This window comes from Pseudomonas sp. YA1 (assembly GCF_058680555.1).
In genome coordinates this window covers 139,767-163,236 of sequence record NZ_JBZWBG010000013.1, presented here as the reverse complement: position 1 = coordinate 163,236, position 23,470 = coordinate 139,767, and the positions used below count along the sequence as shown (strand labels likewise).

At 57.6% G+C, this 23,470-nt stretch carries 29 protein-coding genes; 26 read left to right on the top strand and 3 right to left on the bottom strand.

The window, feature by feature from the left end; genetic code table 11:
- Position 1: 1 nt before the first annotated feature.
- The 24 genes from AC4OR5_RS19760 (at position 2) to AC4OR5_RS19645 (ending at position 20,038) form a co-directional block, all read left to right on the top strand.
- On the top strand, positions 2-1,693 hold the full coding sequence (locus tag AC4OR5_RS19760) for a terminase large subunit (protein WP_049307213.1): 1,692 nt from the start codon (positions 2-4) through the stop codon (positions 1,691-1,693).
- Positions 1,690-1,854 carry a hypothetical protein gene (locus tag AC4OR5_RS19755; RefSeq protein WP_003088450.1) on the top strand — a complete coding sequence of 55 codons (165 nt, stop codon included), beginning with the start codon at positions 1,690-1,692 and terminating at the stop codon, positions 1,852-1,854. The genes AC4OR5_RS19760 and AC4OR5_RS19755 overlap by 4 nt, the downstream gene beginning before the upstream one ends.
- On the top strand, positions 1,847-3,238 hold the full coding sequence (locus AC4OR5_RS19750) for a phage portal protein (RefSeq protein WP_449051117.1): 1,392 nt from the start codon (positions 1,847-1,849) through the stop codon (positions 3,236-3,238). The genes AC4OR5_RS19755 and AC4OR5_RS19750 overlap by 8 nt, the downstream gene beginning before the upstream one ends.
- Before the next feature lie 3 nt (positions 3,239-3,241).
- Positions 3,242-4,132: a head maturation protease, ClpP-related gene (locus AC4OR5_RS19745; protein ID WP_049307216.1), complete on the top strand. Its 891-nt coding sequence runs from the start codon at positions 3,242-3,244 to the stop codon at positions 4,130-4,132.
- Positions 4,129-5,316 (top strand): phage major capsid protein, encoded by a 1,188-nt coding sequence (locus tag AC4OR5_RS19740; RefSeq protein WP_049307217.1) that lies wholly within the window; start codon positions 4,129-4,131, stop codon positions 5,314-5,316. The genes AC4OR5_RS19745 and AC4OR5_RS19740 overlap by 4 nt, the downstream gene beginning before the upstream one ends.
- Positions 5,317-5,674: 358 nt before the next feature.
- Positions 5,675-6,079, top strand: a complete 405-nt coding sequence (locus tag AC4OR5_RS19735) for a hypothetical protein (RefSeq protein WP_174484884.1) — start codon at positions 5,675-5,677, stop codon at positions 6,077-6,079.
- Positions 6,060-6,380: a head-tail connector protein gene (locus AC4OR5_RS19730; protein WP_023102131.1), complete on the top strand. Its 321-nt coding sequence runs from the start codon at positions 6,060-6,062 to the stop codon at positions 6,378-6,380. The genes AC4OR5_RS19735 and AC4OR5_RS19730 overlap by 20 nt, the downstream gene beginning before the upstream one ends.
- Positions 6,381-6,737 (top strand): phage head closure protein, encoded by a 357-nt coding sequence (locus AC4OR5_RS19725; protein ID WP_042948808.1) that lies wholly within the window; start codon positions 6,381-6,383, stop codon positions 6,735-6,737.
- 117 nt (positions 6,738-6,854) lie between these two features.
- Positions 6,855-7,355, top strand: a complete 501-nt coding sequence (locus AC4OR5_RS19720; RefSeq protein WP_023102130.1) for a KilA-N domain-containing protein — start codon at positions 6,855-6,857, stop codon at positions 7,353-7,355.
- A 61-nt stretch (positions 7,356-7,416) separates the two neighbouring features.
- The gene (locus tag AC4OR5_RS19715) at positions 7,417-7,776 is read left to right on the top strand and encodes a Gp49 family protein (RefSeq protein ID WP_003140666.1); all 360 of its coding nucleotides are present in this window, start codon (positions 7,417-7,419) and stop codon (positions 7,774-7,776) included.
- A 3-nt stretch (positions 7,777-7,779) separates the two neighbouring features.
- Positions 7,780-8,613, top strand: a complete 834-nt coding sequence (locus AC4OR5_RS19710; protein ID WP_015648613.1) for a glycosyltransferase family protein — start codon at positions 7,780-7,782, stop codon at positions 8,611-8,613.
- On the top strand, positions 8,610-8,795 hold the full coding sequence (locus AC4OR5_RS19705; protein WP_015648614.1) for a hypothetical protein: 186 nt from the start codon (positions 8,610-8,612) through the stop codon (positions 8,793-8,795). The genes AC4OR5_RS19710 and AC4OR5_RS19705 overlap by 4 nt, the downstream gene beginning before the upstream one ends.
- On the top strand, positions 8,792-9,409 hold the full coding sequence (locus tag AC4OR5_RS19700) for a class I SAM-dependent methyltransferase (protein WP_023102129.1): 618 nt from the start codon (positions 8,792-8,794) through the stop codon (positions 9,407-9,409). Before AC4OR5_RS19705 ends, AC4OR5_RS19700 begins: the two co-directional genes overlap by 4 nt.
- Positions 9,402-9,884, top strand: coding sequence for an HK97-gp10 family putative phage morphogenesis protein (locus AC4OR5_RS19695; RefSeq protein ID WP_023102128.1), 483 nt, complete (start codon positions 9,402-9,404; stop codon positions 9,882-9,884). Before AC4OR5_RS19700 ends, AC4OR5_RS19695 begins: the two co-directional genes overlap by 8 nt.
- Positions 9,884-10,249: a DUF3168 domain-containing protein gene (locus tag AC4OR5_RS19690; RefSeq protein WP_033866891.1), complete on the top strand. Its 366-nt coding sequence runs from the start codon at positions 9,884-9,886 to the stop codon at positions 10,247-10,249. The genes AC4OR5_RS19695 and AC4OR5_RS19690 overlap by 1 nt, the downstream gene beginning before the upstream one ends.
- Positions 10,250-10,323: 74 nt before the next feature.
- On the top strand, positions 10,324-10,845 hold the full coding sequence (locus AC4OR5_RS19685; RefSeq protein WP_012614028.1) for a phage tail tube protein: 522 nt from the start codon (positions 10,324-10,326) through the stop codon (positions 10,843-10,845).
- A gap of 9 nt (positions 10,846-10,854) precedes the next feature.
- Entirely contained in the window at positions 10,855-11,214 is a 360-nt protein-coding gene (locus AC4OR5_RS19680) for a phage tail assembly chaperone family protein, TAC (RefSeq protein ID WP_033866892.1), read from the top strand.
- A gap of 5 nt (positions 11,215-11,219) precedes the next feature.
- On the top strand, positions 11,220-11,492 hold the full coding sequence (locus AC4OR5_RS19675) for a phage tail assembly protein T (protein WP_020989321.1): 273 nt from the start codon (positions 11,220-11,222) through the stop codon (positions 11,490-11,492).
- A 49-nt stretch (positions 11,493-11,541) separates the two neighbouring features.
- Positions 11,542-13,911: a BAR domain-containing protein gene (locus AC4OR5_RS19670; protein WP_269590602.1), complete on the top strand. Its 2,370-nt coding sequence runs from the start codon at positions 11,542-11,544 to the stop codon at positions 13,909-13,911.
- Entirely contained in the window at positions 13,908-14,387 is a 480-nt protein-coding gene (locus AC4OR5_RS19665; RefSeq protein ID WP_033936236.1) for a hypothetical protein, read from the top strand. The genes AC4OR5_RS19670 and AC4OR5_RS19665 overlap by 4 nt, the downstream gene beginning before the upstream one ends.
- Positions 14,371-14,862: a DUF1833 family protein gene (locus AC4OR5_RS19660; RefSeq protein WP_031672236.1), complete on the top strand. Its 492-nt coding sequence runs from the start codon at positions 14,371-14,373 to the stop codon at positions 14,860-14,862. The genes AC4OR5_RS19665 and AC4OR5_RS19660 overlap by 17 nt, the downstream gene beginning before the upstream one ends.
- A 4-nt stretch (positions 14,863-14,866) precedes the next feature.
- Positions 14,867-15,274 carry a hypothetical protein gene (locus AC4OR5_RS19655; protein ID WP_491952839.1) on the top strand — a complete coding sequence of 136 codons (408 nt, stop codon included), beginning with the start codon at positions 14,867-14,869 and terminating at the stop codon, positions 15,272-15,274.
- Complete coding sequence (locus AC4OR5_RS19650) at positions 15,246-17,975, top strand: host specificity factor TipJ family phage tail protein (RefSeq protein ID WP_491952838.1); 2,730 nt, start codon at positions 15,246-15,248, stop codon at positions 17,973-17,975. Before AC4OR5_RS19655 ends, AC4OR5_RS19650 begins: the two co-directional genes overlap by 29 nt.
- A 59-nt stretch (positions 17,976-18,034) precedes the next feature.
- Entirely contained in the window at positions 18,035-20,038 is a 2,004-nt protein-coding gene (locus AC4OR5_RS19645; RefSeq protein ID WP_491952837.1) for an SGNH/GDSL hydrolase family protein, read from the top strand.
- 195 nt (positions 20,039-20,233) lie between these two features.
- Here the strand turns inward: AC4OR5_RS19645 and AC4OR5_RS19640 are convergent, their stop codons facing one another.
- The gene (locus AC4OR5_RS19640) at positions 20,234-20,512 is read right to left on the bottom strand and encodes a helix-turn-helix domain-containing protein (protein WP_031299284.1); all 279 of its coding nucleotides are present in this window, start codon (positions 20,510-20,512) and stop codon (positions 20,234-20,236) included.
- A complete protein-coding gene (locus AC4OR5_RS19635) occupies positions 20,505-20,816 on the bottom strand; it encodes a type II toxin-antitoxin system RelE/ParE family toxin (RefSeq protein WP_023464626.1) in 312 nt (103 codons plus the stop codon). Before AC4OR5_RS19635 ends, AC4OR5_RS19640 begins: the two co-directional genes overlap by 8 nt.
- Before the next feature lie 209 nt (positions 20,817-21,025).
- On the opposite strand from AC4OR5_RS19635, the gene AC4OR5_RS19630 reads away from it, so the two are divergent.
- Positions 21,026-21,418: a type III secretion system chaperone family protein gene (locus tag AC4OR5_RS19630; protein ID WP_123789280.1), complete on the top strand. Its 393-nt coding sequence runs from the start codon at positions 21,026-21,028 to the stop codon at positions 21,416-21,418.
- 72 nt (positions 21,419-21,490) lie between these two features.
- Here AC4OR5_RS19630 and AC4OR5_RS19625 read toward each other — a convergent pair whose 3' ends face one another.
- Positions 21,491-22,351 (bottom strand): BRO-N domain-containing protein, encoded by an 861-nt coding sequence (locus AC4OR5_RS19625; RefSeq protein ID WP_031641571.1) that lies wholly within the window; start codon positions 22,349-22,351, stop codon positions 21,491-21,493.
- Between the two features lie 696 nt (positions 22,352-23,047).
- Between AC4OR5_RS19625 and AC4OR5_RS19620 the strand changes: the two genes are divergently transcribed.
- Positions 23,048-23,380: an HIRAN domain-containing protein gene (locus AC4OR5_RS19620; protein ID WP_019395862.1), complete on the top strand. Its 333-nt coding sequence runs from the start codon at positions 23,048-23,050 to the stop codon at positions 23,378-23,380.
- The last annotated feature ends 90 nt before the right edge of the window (positions 23,381-23,470 follow it).

The following is a 23,470-nucleotide window of genomic DNA, read 5'->3' as shown; positions in this document are numbered from 1 at the left end:
GATGACCCCCAGCGACATTGCGCGACAGTACGCTAGCGATGTCGTTGGAGGGGAGGTCGTTGCGTGCCGGTATGTGAAACTTGCATGCCAGCGTTTCCTGAATGACTTGGACCGGCAGGGCGATGACGATTGGCCATACGTTTTCGATGAGGCCAAGGCAGATCGTGCTGTCAAGTTCATGCAGCTCATGCCTCACACCAAAGGCAAATGGAGCGCTTCGAAGTCGAAGCTAGTGTTCGAGCCTTGGCAGGTATTCATCGAGGCCAACATCTTCGGCTGGGTGAAGAAGGACACCGGCAAGCGCAGGTTCCGCGAGGCCTACGAAGAGATTCCCAGGAAGAACGGGAAGTCGGCCCGTCTTGCCGCACGAGGCATTTACCTATTCGCCGCAGATGGCGAGTCGGGAGCCGAGGTCTACTCCGGCGCCACCACCGAGAAGCAGGCCTTCGAGGTTTTCCGTCCAGCGTGGATGATGGCGCACAAGCTGGAGAACCTGCGTAACCGATTCGGTATCGAGCTTTCTGGCAACCAGAAGAACCCTGGCCCCATGTTCGTCATGGAGGACATGTCGAAGTTCGAGACGGTGATCGGCAACCCAGGGGACGGTGCAAGTCCCCATGCGGCCCTGGTGGACGAGTACCACGAACACGACACGGATGCCCTGGTTGACACCATGCAGACCGGCATGGGGGCACGAGAACAGCCATTGCTGTCGATCATCACGACGGCGGGATCGAATCTCGGCGGACCCTGCTACGAGAAGCGACGGGACGTGATCCGCATTCTCGAGGGTCAGACGATCGATGAGACGATTTTCGGGATCATCTACACGATCGACGAGGATGACCCGTGGGATGACCCGGCCAGCCTGATCAAGGCCAATCCGAATTACGGAGTGTCGGTATTCCCTGACTTCCTCCTGGCCCAGCTCCAGCAGGCCAAGCGTTCGGCGTCGAAGCAGAACGCCTTCCGCACCAAGCACCTGAACCAGTGGGTGGGAGCTAGGACGGTCTGGATGAACATGCTGGCCTGGCAGCGGCAGAAGCGCGACTTCACGATTGCGGACATGGCCGGCTGCCGCTGCTGGATGGCTTTGGACCTGGCGAGTAAGAAAGACGTGGCCGCCCTGGTAATGCTGTTCGAGAAAGCTGGTCAGTTCTACTGCATCCCGCGGTTCTATGCCCCTGAAGCTGCTGCCGAGGAAAACGAGAAGTATCAGAACTTCGCACTTGAAGGTCACCTGATCCTGACGCCCGGGAGCATGACGGACTACGCCTTTATCGAGGCAGACATCCTTGACCTGGCAAAACAGATCGACCTGCAGGATGCCGCCTTCGACGACTGGCAGGCCAACTACCTGATTACACGCCTCTCGAACACCTCAATCCCGGTCGTGGACTTCAACCAGACGGTCAAGAACATGAGCGACCCGATGAAGGAGGTGGAGGCGAGGGTGATAGCGCGGACGCTCTGGCATGACGGAAACCCAGTCATGACCTGGATGATGGGAAATGTGGCGGCAAAGATCGATGCCAAGGAAAACATCTACCCACGCAAGGAAAACGACAACGACCCCAACTGCAAGATCGACGGTCCAGTGACCTTGATCATGGCTATGGGGCGCGCCCTGGTTGCCGGCGTTGATGACGGCGACGACTTCATGAACGCCATACGGAACCCGATCATCGCATGAACATCGCTACTGGCCTCTACCTCTTCTTTGGCGTCCTTGGTCTGGCTCTTTTCGTAGCCGGAACCTTCGTGCTGCTGGGGCTCGGCTGGGCGCTCATTTCCGGTGCGGCGTCGGCGTTCGCCATAGCGGCGTTCATTCGCAAGGGGCTGACCAGTGAGTAAGAGTCTCGGAAAAGTCCTGAGCAGTGCTACGTCTGCGCCCAGGTCTTCATTGTTCGGTTGGAAGGATAAGACCATCCGCCTGACAGATGGCGCGTTCTGGTCGCAGTTCCTGGGGCGAGAGTCGTCTAGCGGGAAAAAGGTCACTGTCGACAAGGCAATGAAGCTGTCTGCGGTATGGGCTTGCGTTCGCTTGATCTCTACTTCTGTCGCCGGTCTTCCGCTGGGAGTGTACGAGCGGAAAGCGGACGGGAGCAGAGTCGATGCTCGGTCGTTCCCGCTCTACGATGTTGTTCACAACAGCCCCAATGACGACATGACGGCCTTCCAGTTCTGGCAGGCCATGGTCGCATCAATGCTGCTTTGGGGTAACGCATACGCGGAGATTCGCCGCGCTGCTGGCAGACCGGCTGCGTTGGACTTCCTGCTTCCATCGAGGATCGACCTGGAGTGTGATGACAACGGTCGGCTGAAGTACTTCTATACGCCAAAGAAGGGTGCTCATAGAGAGATCGAGCGTACCAACATGCTGCACATCCCGGCGTTCACGCTGGATGGTCGAATTGGTCTCTCTGCAATCAGGTACGGAGTTGATGTCTTCGGCTCGGTCATGTCGGCGGAGGACGCAGCCAACGGCACATTCAAGAACGGACTTCTACCCACGGTCGCCTTCAAGGTTGATCGCATTCTCCAGCCTGCGCAGCGGGAGGAGTTCAGGGAGTATGTGAAGTCCGTATCGGGCGCGATGAACTCCGGAAGATCCCCGGTTCTGGAGCAGGGGATTACCCCTGAAACCATCGGCATCAATCCGGTCGATGCTCAGTTGCTGGAGACGCGAGAGCATGGCGTGATCGAGATTTGCAGATGGTTTGGGGTGCCGCCCTGGATGATTGGCCAGACCGACAAGGGGAGCAACTGGGGGACAGGGCTTGAACAGCAGATGCTCGCGTTCCTGACATTCTCGATCAGTTCGATCACCAATCAGATTCAGCAGTGCGTCAACAAGCGACTGCTAACTGCGCCCGAGCGGATTCGCTATTACGCCGAGTTCTCACTTGAGGGGTTCCTGAAGGCTGATAGCGCTGGTCGCGCTGCCTGGTACAGCACCATGGCGCAAAACGGCTTCATGACCCGCAACGAAGGTCGCCGGAAAGAGAACCTTCCAGAGCTTCCCGGTGGCGACATTCTCACCGTCCAATCCAACCTGGTCCCCCTCGATCAACTGGGGGGGGGCAACGAAAGAAAGCTCTCCGCCGTAGAGGCGGTTCAAAAGGCCTACCTCGGCGTTGGGAAGATGATCACCGCCGACGAGGCGCGGCAGCTCGTAAATCAGCATGGTGCAGGACTGAAAGTTCCTGGGCCCGACTTCGAAGAAACACAGGAGTAACCCATGACTCTGCGAAATCTTCCGGCAGCGCCGGAGGCTCGCCCGCGCTCGGGCGTCCAGTGCGACCTGGCGCCCAAAGCGCTAGATGCATGGCGTCCTGAGCTTCGAGCAGCTTCTGGCGATAACCCGGACTCCACGATCACCATCTACGAGCCGATTGGCTACGACTGGTGGACCGGTGAAGGTGTCACGGCAAAACGCATTGCTGGCGCTCTGCGCGCCATAGGCAGCGATGTCGATGTGACCGTGAATATCAACAGCCCCGGCGGCGATGTGTTCGAAGGCCTGGCCATTTACAACCTGCTGCGCGAGCACAAGGGCAAGGTCACGGTGAACATCATCGGCCTGGCTGCCTCTGCCGCCTCTTTCATCGCCATGGCGGGGGATGAAATCCGCATCGGCCGCGCCGCCTTCCTGATGATCCATAACGCCTGGCTGATCGCCATGGGTAATCGGAATGATCTCCGTGAGATAGCCGATTGGCTGGAGCCATTCGACATGACGCTGGCTGACATTTACGCACAGCGCACGGGAATCGACATCGACGACATCGTGAAGCAGATGGACGCCGAGACCTGGATCGGCGGGCGCGAAGCCGTCGACAAAGGGTGGGCAGATGCCTTCCTGGAGTCCGACGAGATCTCCAGCGCTCCCAGCAACCGCAGCGAAGCCATCCTGGCCAAGCGCCGGATGGATGCCGCCCTGGCTCGCAGCGGCATGCCGCGAAGCCAGCGCAATGAACTCATCAACGACTTCAAGACCAGCATGCTTGGCGCTGCTGGCGGGGGTGTTGACACCCCGACCGATATGCCTGGCGCTGTCGCTCCTGACCTCTCCGCTGCACTACGGGCAGCACAAGACATCACCAAATTCCTCCAAGGAGAATCGCAATGAGCGACTTCGAAAAACAAATCGGCGAACTGAACGCCAGCCTCAAGCAGGTCGGTGACCAGATCAAGACCCAGGCCGAACAGGTCAACACCCAGATCGCCAACTTCGGCGAGATGAACAAGGAAACCCGCGCCAAGGTCGACGAACTGCTGACTGCTCAGGGCGAACTGCAAGCACGACTGAGCGCCGCGGAACAAGCCATGCTGGCCAACGAGAAGCGTGACGGCGGCGAAGAAGCACCGAAGACCGCCGGCCAAATGGTCGCAGAGAGCCTGAAAGAGCAGGGTGTTACCAGTTCCCTGCGCGGTTCGCATCGCGTATCCATGCCGCGCTCGGCCATCACCTCCATCGACAGCTCTGGCGGCGCCCTGGTTGCTCCTGATCGTCGCCCCGGTGTCGTTGCCGCTCCGCAGCGTCGACTGACCATCCGCGACCTGGTTGCGCCTGGCACCACTGAGTCGAACTCCGTCGAGTACGTCCGCGAGACCGGCTTCGTCAACAACGCCGCTCCTGTTTCGGAAGGCACCCAGAAGCCGTACTCCGACCTCACCTTCGAGCTGGAAAACGCGCCGGTTCGCACTATCGCCCACCTGTTCAAGGCAAGTCGCCAGATCCTGGACGACGCTTCGGCCTTGCAGAGCTACATCGATGCGCGCGCTCGTTACGGCCTGATGCTGGTCGAAGAAGGTCAACTGCTCTACGGGAACGGGACCGGCGCCAATCTGCACGGCATCATTCCGCAGGCACAGGCCTACGCGCCGCCGAGTGGCGTAGTGGTAACCGCCGAGCAGCGAATCGACCGCATCCGCCTGGCGATCCTTCAGGCGCAACTGGCCGAGTTCCCGGCCAGCGGTATCGTGCTCAACCCCATCGACTGGGCGCTGATCGAGCTGACCAAGGACGCCGAGAACCGTTACATCATCGGCAGCCCGCAGAACGGCACCACTCCGACCCTCTGGCGTCTGCCGGTGGTGGAAACCCAGGCCATCACTCAGGACGAGTTCCTGACCGGTGCGTTCTCTCTCGGCGCCCAGATCTTCGACCGCATGGACATCGAGGTTCTGGTTTCCACCGAGAACGACAAGGACTTCGAGAACAACATGGTCACCATCCGCGCTGAGGAGCGGCTGGCCTTCGCGGTCTATCGCCCCGAGGCTTTCGTGACTGGTTCGCTGACCGCCAGCTGACTGGAAGGGGCCGGTCTCCCGGCCCCTCTTTCTTTGAGGTGACTATGCCTGACGTAATGATCAAGCCAGTTCGTTCATACCTGGACGGCGGTCGCGTGAGAAAGGCCGGCGGTGATGCATACCTCGCATCCGAGCACCTGGCGCGCCAGTTGGTGGCCCGAGGCTTGTGCCAGATTGTGGAATCAGAGATCCCAAAGCCTGTGGCTGGCGAGTCGCTGTCTGCCTCGCAAGTGGCCCCAGCCTCACAGCAGAAGACTGCGAACGAGTCAGAGAATGGCGGGACTCCTCGCCGCAGAGGGCGGCCATCTGCACGAACACAACGTTCCGACTGACCCCCTGGGCTGATGCGCTGTGGGCAATGGATAAGGCCTGGTGGGAGAGATACGCCGCCGAGGCTAAAGCAAACTTCTGTGGTGAGCTTCTGACACTCAGCGCCAATCCCTTCGGAATAAAGACGGCGCGCATCGAGCACTACAGGAACTCAGGCGGCGGCGCAGTTTCCTTGGCCATCGCCAGGGGTGCTAAACGCATCATCCTGCTGGGCTATGACATGCAGAAAACCAATGGTCAATCGCACTGGCACGGCGACCACCCGAAAGGGCTCGGGAGCGCCGGCAAGATCGCCGAATGGCCGTCCGAGTTCGAGCGCCTGAAGCGCAACAACCCGACAATCGAGATCATCAATTGCACTCGCGAAACAGCGCTGACCTGCTTCGCTCGACGCCCGCTGGAGGAAGTGCTGAATGAGCCTGATCCCGCTTGATACAGCAAAGTCCTTCCTTGATGTGATCCATGAATGGGATGACGCGAAGCTCCAATTGCTGCTGGACGGGGCCGAAGACGAGGCCTGCCAATTCATGTGGCGCCAGTCTCTTGATGGCCTTTGTAAATGCGAAGAGAGCAGTGAGGTAGTCAGCAGCGAGCCAGGCATTCCGCCTAGCGTGGTCATCGGAGTGCTCCTTTTGCTTCAGGCCAGCTATCAGGCTGCTCCCGATGAAATCGCAACGCTGCGCAAGGCGGCCGAAGTGAAGCTGATGCCGTACCGATGCGGCCTGGGGGTTTGAATGCTGACCTATCGAATGCGTCACCGCATTCAGTTTCAGCGGCAGGTCCACACACAAGACCCTGACACGGGGGAAGAGACGACGACCTGGGAGACGGTTCTGTTCTCCGGTCACGCCGACCTGCCCGCAGAGGTTCTGACTGGGCCGGGTCGCGAGTTGATCGCTGCCGACGCTACGCAGGCGGAGACCACTGCCAGGATCAATTGTCGGTGGTTCCCCGTAGAACGGTTGGAACTGTACACCTGGCGGGTCATCTGGGATGGCCGAGTCTACAACATCACCAGCGCAGAGACCGATGTCACCGCTCGCCGTGAGTGGCGTCTGCGCTGTTCTGATGGATTGACGGACGGACGGTAACTATTTGGCCCGAAAGGGCGCTCAACACGCAGCTAGGCCCGTACAGCCGAACGGCGGATGTCCGCTCATCCGTCCGCCCCGCTGCGTTTCTATTCGTCTGATGAGCGAGGTAACGATATGAGCAGCAACGTCATTCCGTTTCACTACCAAGGCCAACCTGTGCGCTTCAACAGCGAAGGCTGGATCAACGCAACCGACATTGCGGCGGCTCACGGCATGCGACTGGACAACTGGCTACGCAACAAGGAAACAGAGGCCTACATCGAGGCACTGGCGCGCCATCTAAATACCTCAGATTCGAGGGATTTGATTCGTGGTCAGCGCGGGCGCGGTGGTGGCACCTGGCTTCACCCGAAGCTGGCAGTGGCATTCGGTCGCTGGGTATCGCCTGACTTTGCTGTCTGGGCAGACCTGCACATTGATGCACTGCTGCGCGGCGAGCTTACAGAGAAACAAGCGTTCGACCGGGCGTGTAAGCAGCTTGAGGATGGTCGCCAGTTGGCCAGCATGCACGGTAAGGGCCTGGCGGATTGGAAATTCAAGAAACCTGTGCTGGAGCATCGCGTTGACGAAATGCGAGACCGCCTACAAATGGTGCTTGGGCTAGAAGCCGCCTAACCCCGCCCTGACGAACGAAAGCCCGCCTTGAGCGGGCTTCGTCGTTTCTGGAGATCATGAAATGACCGACGAAGCAATCGAACAAGAAATCCAAGCCAAGGGCCTGACTGCGCCACGCATCACGCCGGCAGACATCGAGGCGAATATCGCTGGCGAGTACTACTTCACTGCGGCTGATGGTGTGAATCAGAGGCCTGACTGCAATCCTGACGCCGTGGTTGCGGGCGTACATGGATCGCTCGGCCTGCTGACCTTCTGCGTACTGGTACTGAAGAACGGCTTCACCGTCACCGGCGAGTCGGCCTGTGCGAGCCCGGCGAACTTCGACGCGGAGATCGGCCGGAAAATCTCCCGGCAGAATGCCGTCTCCAAAATCTGGCCACTGATGGGCTACGAACTGCGTAGCAGACTGGCTGACTGATCCATGCTGATCCGTGGAATGCTCGGCCTCGGCGACTCGATCTATTCCAGGGCATTCCTGAGGAAGTACCCAGGCGCATTCCTCGAAACACCCTGGCCAGAGCTTTACCTCGACCTCGACGTGAAGTGCGTTCGCCCGGCGACGCAGTTGAGAACCCAGGCCAAGAACATCCAGCGCGAGCACGACTGGCACCGCCCTGTCGGCGGCGGCCAAATGCGCATCGCCTACGGCCGAGACCCGATCATTCAGGGGCTGCGCAAGGCGTTCCGTTGCGAACCCGGCGAGTTCGACCTGCCGGACTTTGGTCCTCCGCCAGTCGATGGGCGCTATGTGCTGGTTCGCCCAGCCACGGTTCGCGCTGAGTGGCGCGCAGACACGCGCAACCCACTGCCCGAGTACATCGCCAGCGCTGCCTCAGAGATGCGCCGCAGGGGCTGGAAAGTGGTTTCCGTGGCAGACCTAGAGCCGGGCAAGGAATGGGCGCTTGATCCACTCCCGCCGGCAGACATCCAGTTCCACAAGGGCGAACTGCCGGTTGAACAACTGCTGGCGCTACTCCAGCACGCAGATGCCGTGATTGGCGGCATCGGCTGGATCGTTCCGGCCAGCATCGCCGCCAAGGTGCCGGCCTGGATCATCTGCGGCGGCCAGGGCGGCTACAACTCGCCGGAACACATCACCGACAAGTGCATGGACCTGTCCCGCATCACCTTCGCGGTCCCCGACAGGTTCTGCCGCTGCACCCTCAAAGAACACAACTGCGACAAGAGAATCACCGACTACGAAAGAAAATTTTCGAAGTGGGCTGACGCACTTCAAATCGAGATGACACCATGACCACGAAATACGCTCTCGGCTCCGATGAGGGATTGATCCCGACTGTTGACCTCGAATCGCTCTCTTCCTATTTGGTTGACGGTCGGGAGTATGTTGACCTTTGCCTGACAGAAGCAGGTTACGAACGACTCAAACAGCACTTCTTCCGCTTGTTCGAAAGTGAGCAGGAGGGCCAGGCATGACGCACGCTTTGCCGCCTGTGTTGACCGACTGCCTGCTCTGGTCTGAAGAGCTTGGCATGGGCTTCCACCCGCGCCCTCCGATGGACTACACGGGACCGTATTTCGAGAAGTACCAGCTGCTTGACGCTACCCCGATGGGCGCTGCGCTGACCCAGGCTCGTATTGATCTGGTGCGCCGTCACTTTGCCGGCCAGGTGGTAGACATCGGTATCGGCGGAGGCCGTTTCGTCACAGAGTCCGGCGCGATGGGCTTTGACGTGAATCCGGAAGCGGTGGCTTGGCTGAGGGCGCAGGAGCGCTACTACGACCCGTACCAGCACCACGCAGAGGCTGTGACCTGCTGGGACAGCCTGGAACACATTCCCGAGCCGGAGAAGCTGCTCGACCATGTTGGCGAGTGGCTGTTCGTCTCCATGCCCGTCTACAAGGACCAGGCCGATTGCCTGAAGTCGAAGCACTTCAAGCCAGGCGAACACCTCCACTATTGGAGCGTGCGCGGCCTAATCGGCTGGTTTGCAAAGATGAACTTCGGGTGCGTCGAGATCAACGAGCGCGAATCCGACCTCGGCCGAGAAGGGATCACCAGCTTTGCGTTCCGGAGATTCCATGGCTGATACCGTTGAGTTCAGCATGACCGGGATGGATGAGGTCATCGAGAAGCTGAGCCAAATGTCGCCGATGGTGAAGAAGAAAGGCGGCCGTCGTGCCCTGGCAAGAGCAGCCTCAATAGTCCGCGCTCAGGCGCGTCAGAATGCGAGAGGGATTGACGATAAAACCACTCGCGAGATGATCGCCAAGAACATTGCGATGCAGTGGATGACCAGGATGAATCGCCAGACCGGCGACCTTGGCTATCGAATCGGAGTCCGCGGCGGCGCTCGGGATATGAGCGAGTACGGAGAACTCAGCGGGGAGGGTAGGAACAATCCCGGGGGCGATACCTGGTACTGGCGGCTGGTTGAGTTTGGCACAGAAAGAACGCGGGCGAAGCCGTTCATGCGGCCAGCGCTTGAGACCACCGTTCAGGAAGCGACGAATGCGTTTGCCATCGAGCTAGAAAAGCAAATAGACAAAATTCTGGAGGGGTGATGTACCCGCCAATCTTTAAGGTCTGCTCAAGTAGTCCCGCTGTTACCGCGATCCTTGGCGCGTCCCCGCTGAGGATGTATCAGTTTGGCCTGGCCCCCCAGCTCGTCGTTAAACCGTACGCAACATGGCAGACCATATCGGGGTCGCCAGAGAACTACCTGTGGGGCCGTCCTGACGCCGATGGTTTCACCATCCAGGTGGACATTTTCTCAGCCACCGCTGCGGAAGCCAGAGATGCAGCAAAGGCCATCAGGGACGCCATTGAGCTATCAGCTTATGTAGTCCGCTGGGGAGGGGAATCTGTTGACCCTGATACCAAGACCTACCGAGTCAGCTTTGACATCGACTGGATAGTCCAGCGATAGACCAACCAATACCGACCAACCCGCCTTGAGCGGGTTTTTTTGTGCTCCAAGAAACCCGCCACAGGAGAAACACAATGGCAATTTTGGCTCAAGGAACCCAGATCTATGCCCTGGTTCCGTCCAGAGATTCTAGCGGCAGCCCGACTGGTGATTACGAAGTAATCGAGGTCGAGTGCGCAACCGCGTTCAACCCCGGCGGCAACCCCGCCGACCAGATCGAAACCACATGCCTCAGTGAAACTGTTCGGCGCTACCTGCGCGGACTGCGCACGCCGGGACAGGCTTCGCTGACCCTCAACGCTGACCCGCGCAACAGCTCCCATATCCGCCTCTACCAATTGTCCGAGTCTGACGACCAGATCGATCAGGACATCGCTTTCGCGGTTGGCTGGTCTGACGGAATCGGCATTGCACCCACCGAGGCTCAGGACAGCAACGGTGATTGGGATTTCGTTCTGCCACCGACGCGCACTTGGTTCGTCTTCCGCGGCTATGTGAGCGACTTCCCGTTCGATTTCGCAGCCAACGCTGTGGTGACCTCTACCGCAACCATTCAGCGCTCCGGCGGTTCCGCCTGGATTCGCAAATCCGCTTAAGGAGTGGTCATGCATCTGTCGATTGATTCCCTAAAAGAAGCTGGCGCCTTCACCGGCGCCCCCATCGAAAAAGAGATCACCTGGAAGCAGGGCGACAAGGAACTGACTGCAACCGTGTACGTCCGGCCCTTGTCGTACAGCACTGCTGTTTCTGACCTTCTGGCCATGAATGGCAAGGTGGATGGCGTAGCGGGTCGAATCGCTGCGTCAATCGTGGATGAAGAGGGGCGGCCGGTGTTCACGCCGGCAGATATCACCGGCGAGGCCGACCCCGGTCGCGGCGCTTTGGATGGAAACCTGACCATCGCCTTGCTCACCGTTATCGCCGAGGTGAACAACCTGGGAAAGACGACCAGCTCAGCGAACTAGATGAGGTGTGGCATGAGCTGGTGATGTGCGGGATTGGCGGCAGAACCATCGCAGAAGCCAAGTCGCGTCTCACCTACCGGGAGTTCCTGAGCTGGTGCAAGTTCCGGAGCAAGCGCGGGAGTCTCCATATCGGCATGAGGGTAGAGCGTGGATCGGCATTGCTCGCCGCGCTCTACGCCAATACGCACAGCAAGGAGTCGTACAAGCTGTACGACTTCATGCCGCATGAAGAAGAACCCGTAATCAGTCTAGATCAGGCCCTCGAGACCTGGGCCTAGTCCTTCGTTTTGCCCGGATCATTCCGGGCTTTTTCATTGGAGCCCGGTAATGGCATCACGCAGCCTAGGGACGCTTACGCTTGATCTCATCGCCAAGGTTGGCGGCTTCGTGGCCGGCATGGATGCCGCCGAGCGCCGGTCGGAAAAGTGGCGCAAAGAGGTCGAGAAAAATGCGGCAAAGGTGGGGGCTGCGATTGGCGCTGCCACTGCGGCAGGAATCACCGCGCTTGCTGCTCTCACTGTCTCCACCGTTCGCAATGCCAATGAAATCGCAAACCTTGCTAGCGTTGCCAATGCGAGCACGACTGAGTTTCAGAAGTATGCGGCCGGCGCAAAGTTGGTCGGCATTGAGCAAGAGAAGCTTGCTGACATCTTCAAGGATGTGAACGACAAGGTAGGCGACTTCCTCAATACCGGCGGTGGCGCGCTTGCCGATTTCTTCGAGAACGTAGCGCCTAAAGTTGGCGTGACCGCAGACCAGTTCCGGAACCTGAGCGGTCCCCAGGCCCTTGGCTTGTACGTCTCAAGCCTGGAAAAGGCCAAGGTCAGCCAGTCGGACATGACCTTCTATCTTGAAGCCATTGCGAGCGATGCTACTGCGCTGCTCCCGCTGCTTCGAAATAACGCCGAGGGGTTCAAGACCTTTGGTGACGCCGCCCAGGCCGCTGGCGCGATTCTCGACGAGAAGACGATTAAGTCGGCTAGCGAACTTCGGGCGGCCACTTGGCTTGTAGAACAGAGCACCACGGGCCTCAAGAACCAACTTACGTCTGCGCTGATTCCTGTGCTGAGCGACTTCGCCACGAAGCTACTCGATGTTTCAAAGGATGGGACATCGATGGTCGCCGTTGGGGAGTTTCTTGTCACTACGCTGAAGCTCGTTGCCGGAGCGGCGGTAGCCACTGTTGGAGCCTTCCAGCTTGTAGGCAAGTCGATTGCCGGTGCTGCGGCAGTAGCCTCTTCTGCATTCGAGGGGATTACATGGCTTGAGATCGCCTCTGGGCCGGCTGGGTGGGCGAAGAGATTCGTTCAGAATCTGGACGGAGTGAAAGCAAGCACTTCGGTTTTTGCCGAAGACATGGTCGGCTCCGGCAAGAAGATCGTCGAAGTTCTTGAGTTCATTGGTAACGCCGGGACTGGTGACGTTAATGGCCGGGTGAAAGAGCTAGCCAAGCTCCTCGATGATCTTAGGAAAAAGAACAAGACCGGGACGTTCGAGGCGCCGGGGAAAGAAGCCGAGGCTGCTGCAAAGCGTCGACAACAGGCGGTCGCCAGTCTTATTTCGTCCCTGCAACTGGAGGCTGCCACTGTTGGCATGACCGCCGACGAGCAGAAGCTCTACCGCCTTGAGCTGGATGGGGCAACTGCCTCGCAGTTGGCGCAAGCAAAGGCAGCGATTGAGACGGTTGAGTCCTTCAAAAAACAGCAAAAGGCACAGGAAGACTACAAGAAGCTTGTCCAGGACCTGAGGACTGACGAAGAGCGGCTACTTGATACAACGAAAGAGCGTCTTGCGGTTCTTGACGCAATGCAGGGGCTGAGCGACGAGGAAAGAAATCGTGTCGCTTCGCGAATCGTTTCTGACTCGTTCTCCGCTCCGCCCTCTTTCGGCGGCGCAGATGCTGTAGTCGCCGGTCCTCAGGGTGAACTCGACAAGATCGACAAAGCAGAGGAAGAGCTTGAGAAGTGGTATCAATCCCAACTCGATCTTCTGAATGCAAATCGAGAGGCTAAAGCTGAATTGACTGCTCAATGGGATGAGCAGGAATTGAAGCTAAAGCAACAACACGAAGAGGCTCTGGCCGCTATTGAGCGGTCCCGTCAGCAGGTGACGTTGAGCGCCAATGAGCAGTTCTTTGGAAATCTGAGCGGCTTGGCCAAGAGCTTCTTCGGAGAGCAATCCGGCCTCTACAAGGCAGCATTCGTTGCCGAGAAGTCATATGCGATAGCGAAGACCCTGCTGAACGCTCCGAAGACTGCATCTGATGCCTATGCGGCCATGGCGGGAATTCCTGTCATTGGCCCTGCGCTTGGTATTGCAGCGGCGGCTGCTGCGGTTACAGCTCAGTTGGCACAGGTAGCAGCAGTGAAGAACGTCAATCTCTCTGGTCAGGCCCATGACGGCATTATGTCCGTCCCTGAGGACGGGACCTGGAACCTCAAGAAGGGCGAGAGGGTAACGACGGCAGAGACAAGTGCAAAGTTAGACCGGACGCTTGATGACGTACGGCGTAATCAGGCAAGCGCAGGGGCTCCAACCATAAACCTGATCGAGGACCGAAGCCGCGCGGGGCAGGTCAATACTCGTCGCCAGGATGACCAGTACATCATCGATGTTGTGGTGGCCGACCTATTCGGCGATGGCCGTTCGTCGAAAGCTATCGGAAGTTCGTTCGGAATTCGCAGGAGCGGTACATGAAGCAGTACCCCAATATCTGCCCGCCGCAGCGGGAGGGCTATGGGCTTACCCCTGTTAGCCCTCTAATCCGAACGGAGATGCAGACAGGCAGGGCAAGGCAGAGGCGTCACTTTACAGCTACTCCAACGATGGCAAGCGTCCGGTGGCGGCTGAACGACAGCGAGGCAATGCTGTTTGAGGCCTGGTTCCGCGACGTTCTAGTGGATGGTTACCACTGGTTCGAATGCCCGCTAAAGACGCCGGAGACTCCTGATGGTTTGCGTGCGTATGCCGCCAGATTCACCGACATCTATGACGGTCCAAAGCTGGTCAGCGGCAGTATCTCGCTCTGGGATTTCACCGCCACACTGGAGTTGCGTGAGCGCCCCGTCATCGATGCTGGGTGGGCCGAGATTCTGCCCGAGTACATCCTCCTCGCGGATATCTTCGACATCGCAATGAACAGGGAGTGGCCTCGACATGGCGACGGCTCTTGAGCGGTTCTATGCCTCAGGCGGTGAGGACCTGAAGCTCGCCACGATCGAGTTGTCATGCCCGGCGTGGCCCGAGCCTATCCTCATCTGTCAGGGCTATGACGACATCACCTGCATGACTGAAGACGGGCGGCTGCTGACGTTCATCGCCGGTGCGATCGACGTATCGATTCCGAAGCGAGACAACAGCGGAAACCAGAACGTTGGATTTGCAATCGACAACGTGACCGGATTCGCCCAGCAGCGTATCAACGAAGCCTTGGAGGCGGGCGAGTATGTAACCCTGATCCTGCGGATGTACCTGGAGAGCGATCTCACAGCACCTGCTGAGCGTCCGTACCGGATGAGGGTCAAGACGCCGGGTTTCGAAGGTCTCACTGTCCAGGTGGAGGCCGGCTACTACGACCTCATCAACACAGCCGCGCTGCGCCACATCTACAACGTTAGCGAGTTCCCTGGCCTCAAATACTGGCCCTGATCCCATGCCGAACAGATACCTCACCGCCATCTATACCGAGGGCGGCCGGGCCCTGCCGTGCCTTGACTGCTGGGGCCTGACGCTCATCGCGCGGGTTGAGTTGTTCGGGCTGCCGATGCTGACCGACTTCGGCGGTGTCACGCGGCGCACCCCGGTTTCGATGCAAAGGGCGTGCGATACGGAGATCCAGCGCGCGCTCGAGCAATGCGAGCCAGGACCTGGGGTCATCGCCGCGGCCTACAGAGGGCGGCTGCTCGATCACGTAGGTCTGCTGCTCGAAGTGGATGGACGCCTCCGGGTTCTCGAAATCAACCCGGGAAGCGGGGTTTCACTCACCCCGCTCCAGAAGTTCTCCGACAAATACTCCAAGGTGGTCTTCTACCGTGATCGAAATCTACCCATCGCTCCTTGACGGAGAACCGCTGGAGCGGCATCCGATCGGCCGCAGGATGACGATTCATTCCTGGCTGACCGCGAATTCGCCTGGGTACCGCTGCCACGACGTCCACCCGTTCTCCATCGGTGTTGTCCCCGCCGAGGTTGCGCTCTGCGGTGACCTGACCGACAAGCAAAAAAAGGCCCATGAGGAGTTCATCCATCCCGGTGAGTGGGCCGAGCGCATCATCGACCGTGGCGATATCGTCCGGATCTACAAGCTGCCGCGCGGGACCGATCCGTTCACGATCACGGCAGCGCTGTTCAAAGGTGCGCAATCCGTTTTTCGGATGCTCATGCCTCAATTGCCCGGCATGCCGACGAACCCCGGGCAGGGCGCGTCGCTCTCTGAAACCAGCGCGCGCGGGAACAAGGTAAAACTCGGCGATGCGATCCGCGAAGTCGCTGGCCGTCGTCTGATTTATCCAGACTACATCCTGCCGCCCCGGAAGTATTTCGCCGGTCCGCGTGAGCAGTGGACCGAAATGCTCCTGTGTATTGGCCGTGGTCGGTTCCAGATCGCCGAAGGGGCAGCGAAAATCGGTGACACGTCGTTCCTGGCACTGGGCGCTGATGCCTCATTCCAGATTTTCGAACCAGGGCAGAACGTCAGCGGGCACCCGGCATCGGTCTGGTGGCACCTGGTTGAGGAAGTTGGTGCGAGCTCAACTGGTAATGCCGGCCTGGACCTGACCGAGAGCTCCAATCTCACCCCGAACCCGTCGGCAACTACGTTCACGTTTTCCGGAACGAACATCATTATTTCTGCCGGAGCCGGGTCGTTCCCCTCTGACTGGGCTGCGGGGACGATCCTGCGGGTTGAGGCGATGTACCCCTATTCGGTGAACGATGGCGGCGGGACGAATCGCGACGTCGTGACGGGGGATATCGCTCAGCTCGGGCTGGATGTTGGCGATGAGATCGAGGTGGTCGGCACCAACGGCGGCCTCTACCTGGTGAACGACATCACCTCAACGTCGATGACGCTCAACTACAGCAACGGTTCGCCGGCCAATGCGTTGCAGACCGGCTCCGGAAATGCAGCAATCGGCCCGCGTGGGCTGCGCTATCGGATCACGGCGTACAGCGCGCAGCAACTCACCGTCGAGCGGCTGACCAGTGCGGGTGGTGTCGATGTTGACTGGCCAGGATTCACCGCTCTCAACTCGTCTACGTCCCGAGTCACCATCGATCCGACCAGCCTAGAAGGGGGCTGGCGTGGTCCCTTCCCGGCGTGCCCTGTATCGGAGAAGACCAACTTCGTCGAGATCGACGTATTTTGCCCGGAAGGGCTTTGCGGTGTAGGCCGGGAAGGGCAGATCTACCAGATCCGCACCTATTACGACATCCAGTGGCGAGACATGGCCATCGGCGGCGCATGGACGACGGTCAGCAAGAACCATGCTGGCAGTTCTCTCGACCAGCAGGGTTTTACGGACGGCATCTCGCTGCCGTACATGATGCGGCCCGAGTTTCGCATCAGAAAAGTGTTCGTCAACCAGGGCGGCAACTCAACATCCGAGTACCGAGACCGCACCCAGTGGTACGGGATGCGCGCGCGCCTACAGGCTCCATCGTCCTACGCCGGCGTCACGACGATGGCCGTCAGGTATCGGTCGTCTGACCGTATCGCAGCGCAGACCGAAAGCCGCGTTTCGGTGGAGGCTACTCGCATGCTACCGACTCGGCAGAACGGTGCATGGACGAGCGAGATCGCTACGCGAGACATCGTCCCGTTCCTCTGCTACATCGCCAAAGAGCGCGGCTACACAGACGCCGACCTCGACCTAGAAGAACTTGATCGGCTGGACGCCATCTGGAAGTCCCGCGGCGACACGTTCGACATGATCTACGAGGACGGTAAGGTCACGGTCGCGCAGGTCATGGACGATGTGCTTGCCGCCGGGTATGCGGAGAAGACGATCAAGCGCGGCGTGATCTCCGCAGCCCGAGACGAACCAAGGACCACATTCGGGCACATGTACTCGCCGCAGAACATGGATGGTCCGCTGAGGATCAGCATCAGCGCTCCGTCTGAGGACGACTATGACGGAGTCGATGTGGAGTTCGTCAATGCCAACGGCTGGATCGAAGATACCGTCCAGTGCCGGCTGCCCGGCGATGTCGGCAGGAAGGTCGAGAAGATCACGGCTGTCGGTGTCACAAACCGCGATCGCGCCTGGCGCTACGGGATGCGCCGCCGGATGGCTCAGCGATACCGGAGAACAGAGTATTCGTTCGATACCGGCCTGGACTCGCTGAACAGCGAGTTCTGGGACTACGATGCCCTTGCCGGCGATGTTCCCGGCCCTGGCCTGGCACAGAGCGCATACCTGAAATCGTTCGTGATCTCTGGAAGCTCGGTCCTGATCGAGTCCAGCGAGCCGCTCGACTGGTCACTGCTGAACTCGCCAGCGCTCTACCTGCGGCGCCCAGACGGAACGGTTTCCGGTGGATATCCGGCGTCGAGGATCGACGACTACCGGCTGAGCATTCCCAGCATCGATTTCATCCCTGATGTTTCTTGGGAGATCGAACCTCCACACCTGCTGCTGGGAAACCCATACCCGGCCCTGATCAGTTCCATCGATCCCAACGGCAATACCTCGGCATCCGTTCGTGCGGTGAACTACGACCCAAGGGTCTACACCTACGACAACGCCAGCGCCCCAAACTGACCGCACACGAAAAACCATAGCCCGCCATAGAGCGGGCTTTTTCATGCTTGGAGAAAAGTATGACTTACGACACCGGCGACCTTCCGCTCGGCTCGAAGGACCCTCGCGTTCTGTACGAAAACGCTGAGCATCTCGATTTGGCAATGAACTCGCTGAATCAAGATCGCTGGATGGACCGTGGGCCTCAGCGTCCTCCGGTTGCGCGATGGACCTGGTGGGGAATCGAGCAGTATGTCATGCAGTGGCTGGCCGCTCAGGGCTTTGAGCCAACCCCTCTCGACTATGTCGACGGCTCTCCGCTGATTGTTGATCGCCCGACTCAACTGATTCAGCGTGACGGGAACCTGTATAGCGTTCAACTGCCAGCAGATTTCCCGGTCAGCCTCAGCGGGAACTGGGCCACCGACGAGAGTCTGCTGGTTGCCCAGGTCGACCGCTCGCTGCGTCAGCAGTTGAGAGCTCCGGGTGGCGCCGGAATGATGGGTTACGATCCGGCGGAAACGTACCCATCAGATACGGTTGGGTACGCAATAAAAGATATTGATGGAAAGGCTGAGGAAGCATCTAACTTAGCGATGACTGGCGCATTTGGTAACGCGCAGATGCTAACCAGAGTAAGAGCGAGAATATCAGGCGCCCCAACTATGTATGTGCTTGGTGATTCTATTTCTCATGGGGCTTTTGCCGGGAGAATATACCGGAATGGCTGGGTGAATCTTCTGCGAAGAATGCTCTACAACGAGATCGGCACTCTAACTTATGGATTCACGCCGCTGATGTCTCTCGTTGACGGAGCTGGAAATACCTCTAATGAAATCCACTCTATCGATTTCGCAAAAACATCAGGAACCCACTCTTGGGTTTATAGATCAAATGAAAGCGGATCATATGTTCCTCAAGGGTTATCGTGGGTGTCAAATGAGGTTGGCAATATTATAAGGTCGACAATTCCAACATTTCAGGATGCATGCACGGTTTACTACGTCGCAAGGCCTGGAGGGGGAACGTTTGACATAAAAGTTAATGGATCGGTAGTAGCTAGTGTGAATACACAGGCCTCAGTTGTAAACGCTTTGCAAGGCCAGGCTGTAACCCTGAAAGATAATGGGTTTGGGAAATGTGTAATCGAGGTTGTTACTACATCTGCCGCAACTGTTGAATTTTCTGGTTTTTCATATGCTAACGCCTATAGTCAGTCGGCTCTTCATAATTTTTCAAATTCTGGCCGTAGGCTTCGCTGGGTGGATGAGTCCGTCATCAGTTCGATGATGGCAGGAACCTCTCTATTCATCATGGCACTAGGTGTCAATGACGCGTCAGACAATGAGTCTGATACGGCGTACTATGAAGAGTTCGTAAAAAGAATTGATTGGCTGATAAGCTATTCAAATCAAAATAGCGTACCTGTAGTGGTGCCTGATTTTTTGTGGAGTTACCCAGATACAAACAATACAAGGAAGCAGCTAAAGCGACTCGCTGACGAGACTCAGGGGCTATACATACCGTTTGCCGATTTCTTTAGAAAAGGATCGCAGTCAGCAGATGCAAATTATCTTGTAAATACTCTTAAGCTCTTTTCGGATGGTTCCCATCCAAACGTTCATGGGCATAAGTATATAGCGGAGACTATTGCTAAGAAACTCGGCCTTTCAGTTAGCTCGAAAAAACAAGCGCTCGACTACCATGATTGGTGGATGCCGATATCAATCACAAGCACGACAATAAAAAATGCGGACTTTGGTTCGATTCCTCCAAGCAGGGTGATAACTGCAACTCGAAACAATGGCGCGAATGTTCTGTTTAGATTTTATGTCTCTGGCGTCTCTGGTACGTCTGCTGTTGCTTTCTCTGGAACATACTCATCTGACTCTGGCGTGTTCGTTGACCTTCCAGTGACTGGACAGATGGAGCTTGAGACAAATGGGGCAAGTTCCGGAGTTGTAAGTATCTCTCAGGCAGGAATAACAATAACGCCAAATTCATCGAACACTAAAAGCACTCATCGGTTTGTTGTTAGCGTTGCACGTGGGGAGCGACCGTTTGTTGATGGTGTGATTTACTAGGCTCGCTAAAATATTCGGATGCCATTGCAATGGCGATAAAAAAAGCTGTGCCGATGAGCAGATTGATTATCTCTGTTGATATTTTTTCTGTTTCATCGGTGCGGATATTGAACATGGCATTCGTATACTCGTCTAAAGTTCTTGCTGATTTGTTTTTCATTTTAATTATCCAGTTGAGATTTCGACGTAACCAAGCTAGCGCAGTTCACGAAGCGTTTCTGGATGCTTGCTTGCAACCTTAATTAAGGTTTTCGCTGCTCCAGAAGGAGACCTTCTACCCTGCTCCCATTCCTGTAGAGTACGAACGCTAACTCCCAGGAGGAGTGCGAACTCAGATTGCGCCATTCCAACCTTTGCACGAATCTCTGCAATCGGAGAAAGTTCGACCTGCGTCGAACGGGCGGCCTTCCCCTTCTTCATTTCGTCAATCGAGGCGAGGAGATCGGCCTCGAAGGTTTCAAGTTCCTTATCCATTCATAGCCTCTTTCAATTTGCTCAAGGTGGATGCTGGTAGGTTATCTAACTTCGACTTTGTGTAGGCTATCAGTAGCCAGATGGCTTGCGACTCTTCGGCGTTGTAGTAGATCACGCGCGCGCCGCCGCGCTTACCCATGCCTTGGCGAGACCAGCGAACCTTGCGAAGCCCACCCGATCCTGGGATCACATCTCCGGCCAAGGGGTTGGCTGCAATCCACGCAATGAACTCCTCCCGTTCGGGATCGTTCCAGATGCCGCCTGCATAGCGCTTGAAAATCTCGGTTTCGATGACTGTTCGCATGTCATGAATATACGGCACTGCCGTATGGCTGGCAAGCTGGATGGTGAAATGGGGCGGGATCAGGCGGTCCTGGCGCTGGACTGCGCGTCCCGGCTGGCCGGGCGATCATGGAATATCGGTCGCAATCCATTTCGCTTCGCTTGAGTTCGCGTTTCTGCTCGCATGGTTGGTATGATGCGACCTTCCATCAACTTATCTTATGGTGAATTATGAGCGGACTTGCTGAGTCATTTTCCTTCACTCCTAGCGATTGGGGCGTTTCTGTAAGAGACGGCGTTGCGGAGGGCATTTATTCATTGGGCTATGGATCATGTCATGTTCAGATCGTCTTTGAGGCAGGGGATAGAACAGAGTTTCTCGATTCTTTACCTTGGCGATTTGTCCTTCCTGTTAGTGAAATACCTGACATACGCCAAGGAGGATTCTTAGCTCATTTGTATGACAGTAATTCAGAGCAAGATTTCACCGCCTATGCATTTATAGATCCAGAAACTAAAATGCTTAATATTCAAGTAAATGGAAAGGACGTTTCATCTGAGTATCCATTTAAATGGTCTAAAGGATGCTCATTGGCTATAAACTTTAACTATATGACGAAGTAATTTTTCAGATAAATAGAGGCCCGCCTAAGAAGCGGGCTTTTTTATTTCAGGAGAGTGTAGCTGTGCAAGCCGCTATCTGATGCTGAAATCAGAGTACCGGTTGATCCTCAGTCGCCTCTGTACTGCATCGAATTCACCATCGAAATCCCTCCTGAGCTTCCAGACTCCCATGTAGCCATCCTTGAAGTGGTCGATCATCTCTACGCCCGCGCGGGAGCCGTGCTGCCCAAGGAAGCTGTAGAGGCTGTGGCGCTTGAAGATTTCGAACAGGTACTGGAAGTGGTGGCAGACGAAGTACACGTCGTAGAGTTGGTGGTCGTTGAGCATGGTGCCGCAGCGTTTTTCAGGCTTCGGCAGCCATTCGCCTTCGTGAACGCTGTAGGCGGCGACGAAGTTGCGGGCCGCATCCAACTGATTGGCGGGGATGTCTGTGGCAGACCGAACCCCGAATGCGGCATGGGTCTGTGACCAGATTTTCGCGGTGGCGCGGCGGCGGACTTCGACGGGGAGGGCGGCGACCTTGCCCTTGATCAACGAGCCGAGCATGTGGAAGCCGTCGGTACCTATGGTTTCGCCAACCAGGGTTGCCATCTTGTTGCTGGAGTCCTCATAGCGACCATACTTGCGAATCGCAGGAAGCACCTCGGCGGTCACCCATTTCTTGAAGCGCTTGGCCTCGGCCTTGCGGCTGCGCAGGATCGCCGAGTACAGCCCAGACTCGTTGATGACCAGCATTTCCTGATCGCCGCCAGGGGTGGGCAGAATCTGCCTACCCTTTTCGTCATCGTCCAGATTCCGCGCCATATCCTTTGCAGTCAGGTACTGGAGAGCAGAGGCGATATCGGCAGCAACGAACCATGGCTGGTCGTCGATCAGCATGGTGCGGACTTCGCGAGCGTCGAACTGGAACGGAATTACTTGAGCGGTTTGCATGATGAGGACTCCTTACCTGTTTGGGAGTTCGCCATCTCTGCGACCAAGAAGAGGGAGGCGAACTGTACGCGGGTTGGCCGACCGGGGGTAAGGCTCCCGGCACACCCGAAGGTGTCCCACGCACAGCCCGCCATAAAGCGAGGGCACAAAAAAACGCCCTGCGGCGCTGTGCGCCTTACCGATTCGGGCGGCCAAGCCCGACCGCTGAATTTGCAGCGGCAGGCGGAATATGGAATAAACGCCAGCATTCGTCAACGTTCATGAGGGGCTGGGGTGGCTAAAAAGGAAATCGACTCAGCGAGCATCCATGCGAATCGAATGGCTAAGCTGAATAGCGCGTCCAGCAGCTACGGTTGCAGGACTTTGTTTATGCATCTATCGGCCCTTCGTCCAGATACCCGAACCTCTCACGCAGCAAGGCATGGAAAGCTTTTCACTGCTGATCAGGTAAGGGAGTGGTATGCGCGTGATGGCAATTCAGAGGGATGCAGGTGCTCACTCGTTGAGGTTCTCGTAGACGAGCAGGGTGTCCCCCTGGCTCCCATGCTGGTTGAGCGTGCGCGCCAGACTTTCGAAAAGATGAAGGCGAAGGGGCTCGGCGACTGGACAAGAGAACTGTGACCTCGAGGTCTGGCGTCATGCACGGGCGATTGATAGCGTCGTGACCTGCTGACAACTGATCAATAAGGGATTGCCATGCAGTACAGCGTGATTGTCACGGGCACAGGATTCGAAGGTCGTAGCGGCAGAATACGCCTGGCTGTGCGCCCCGGAATGGAAGTCAAGCTAGTGCCAGAACCGGACAACCCGCACGACCCCAATGCCATCGCCGTCTACGTGCATGTTCGGCGCTGGTTCACCCTGTTCCTCCCGACTGACGTACAAATCGGCTACATCAAGAGAGATCGGGCCGCGTTCTTCACCCGAAAGATGAAGGCGGGTGGGCGGATCACAAAGGCAACAGTGAAAAGCATGTATACCGAACTCGACCATCCAAGGGTTTCTCTGAGCATCGAAACCGACTGGTAGTCGCGCAAGACAGAAAAGCAAAACCCCCGGACGTTCACAGCGTGCCGGGGGTTTTTATTTCCACCCCTTGGGAAGGACAAGGAGCAGAAC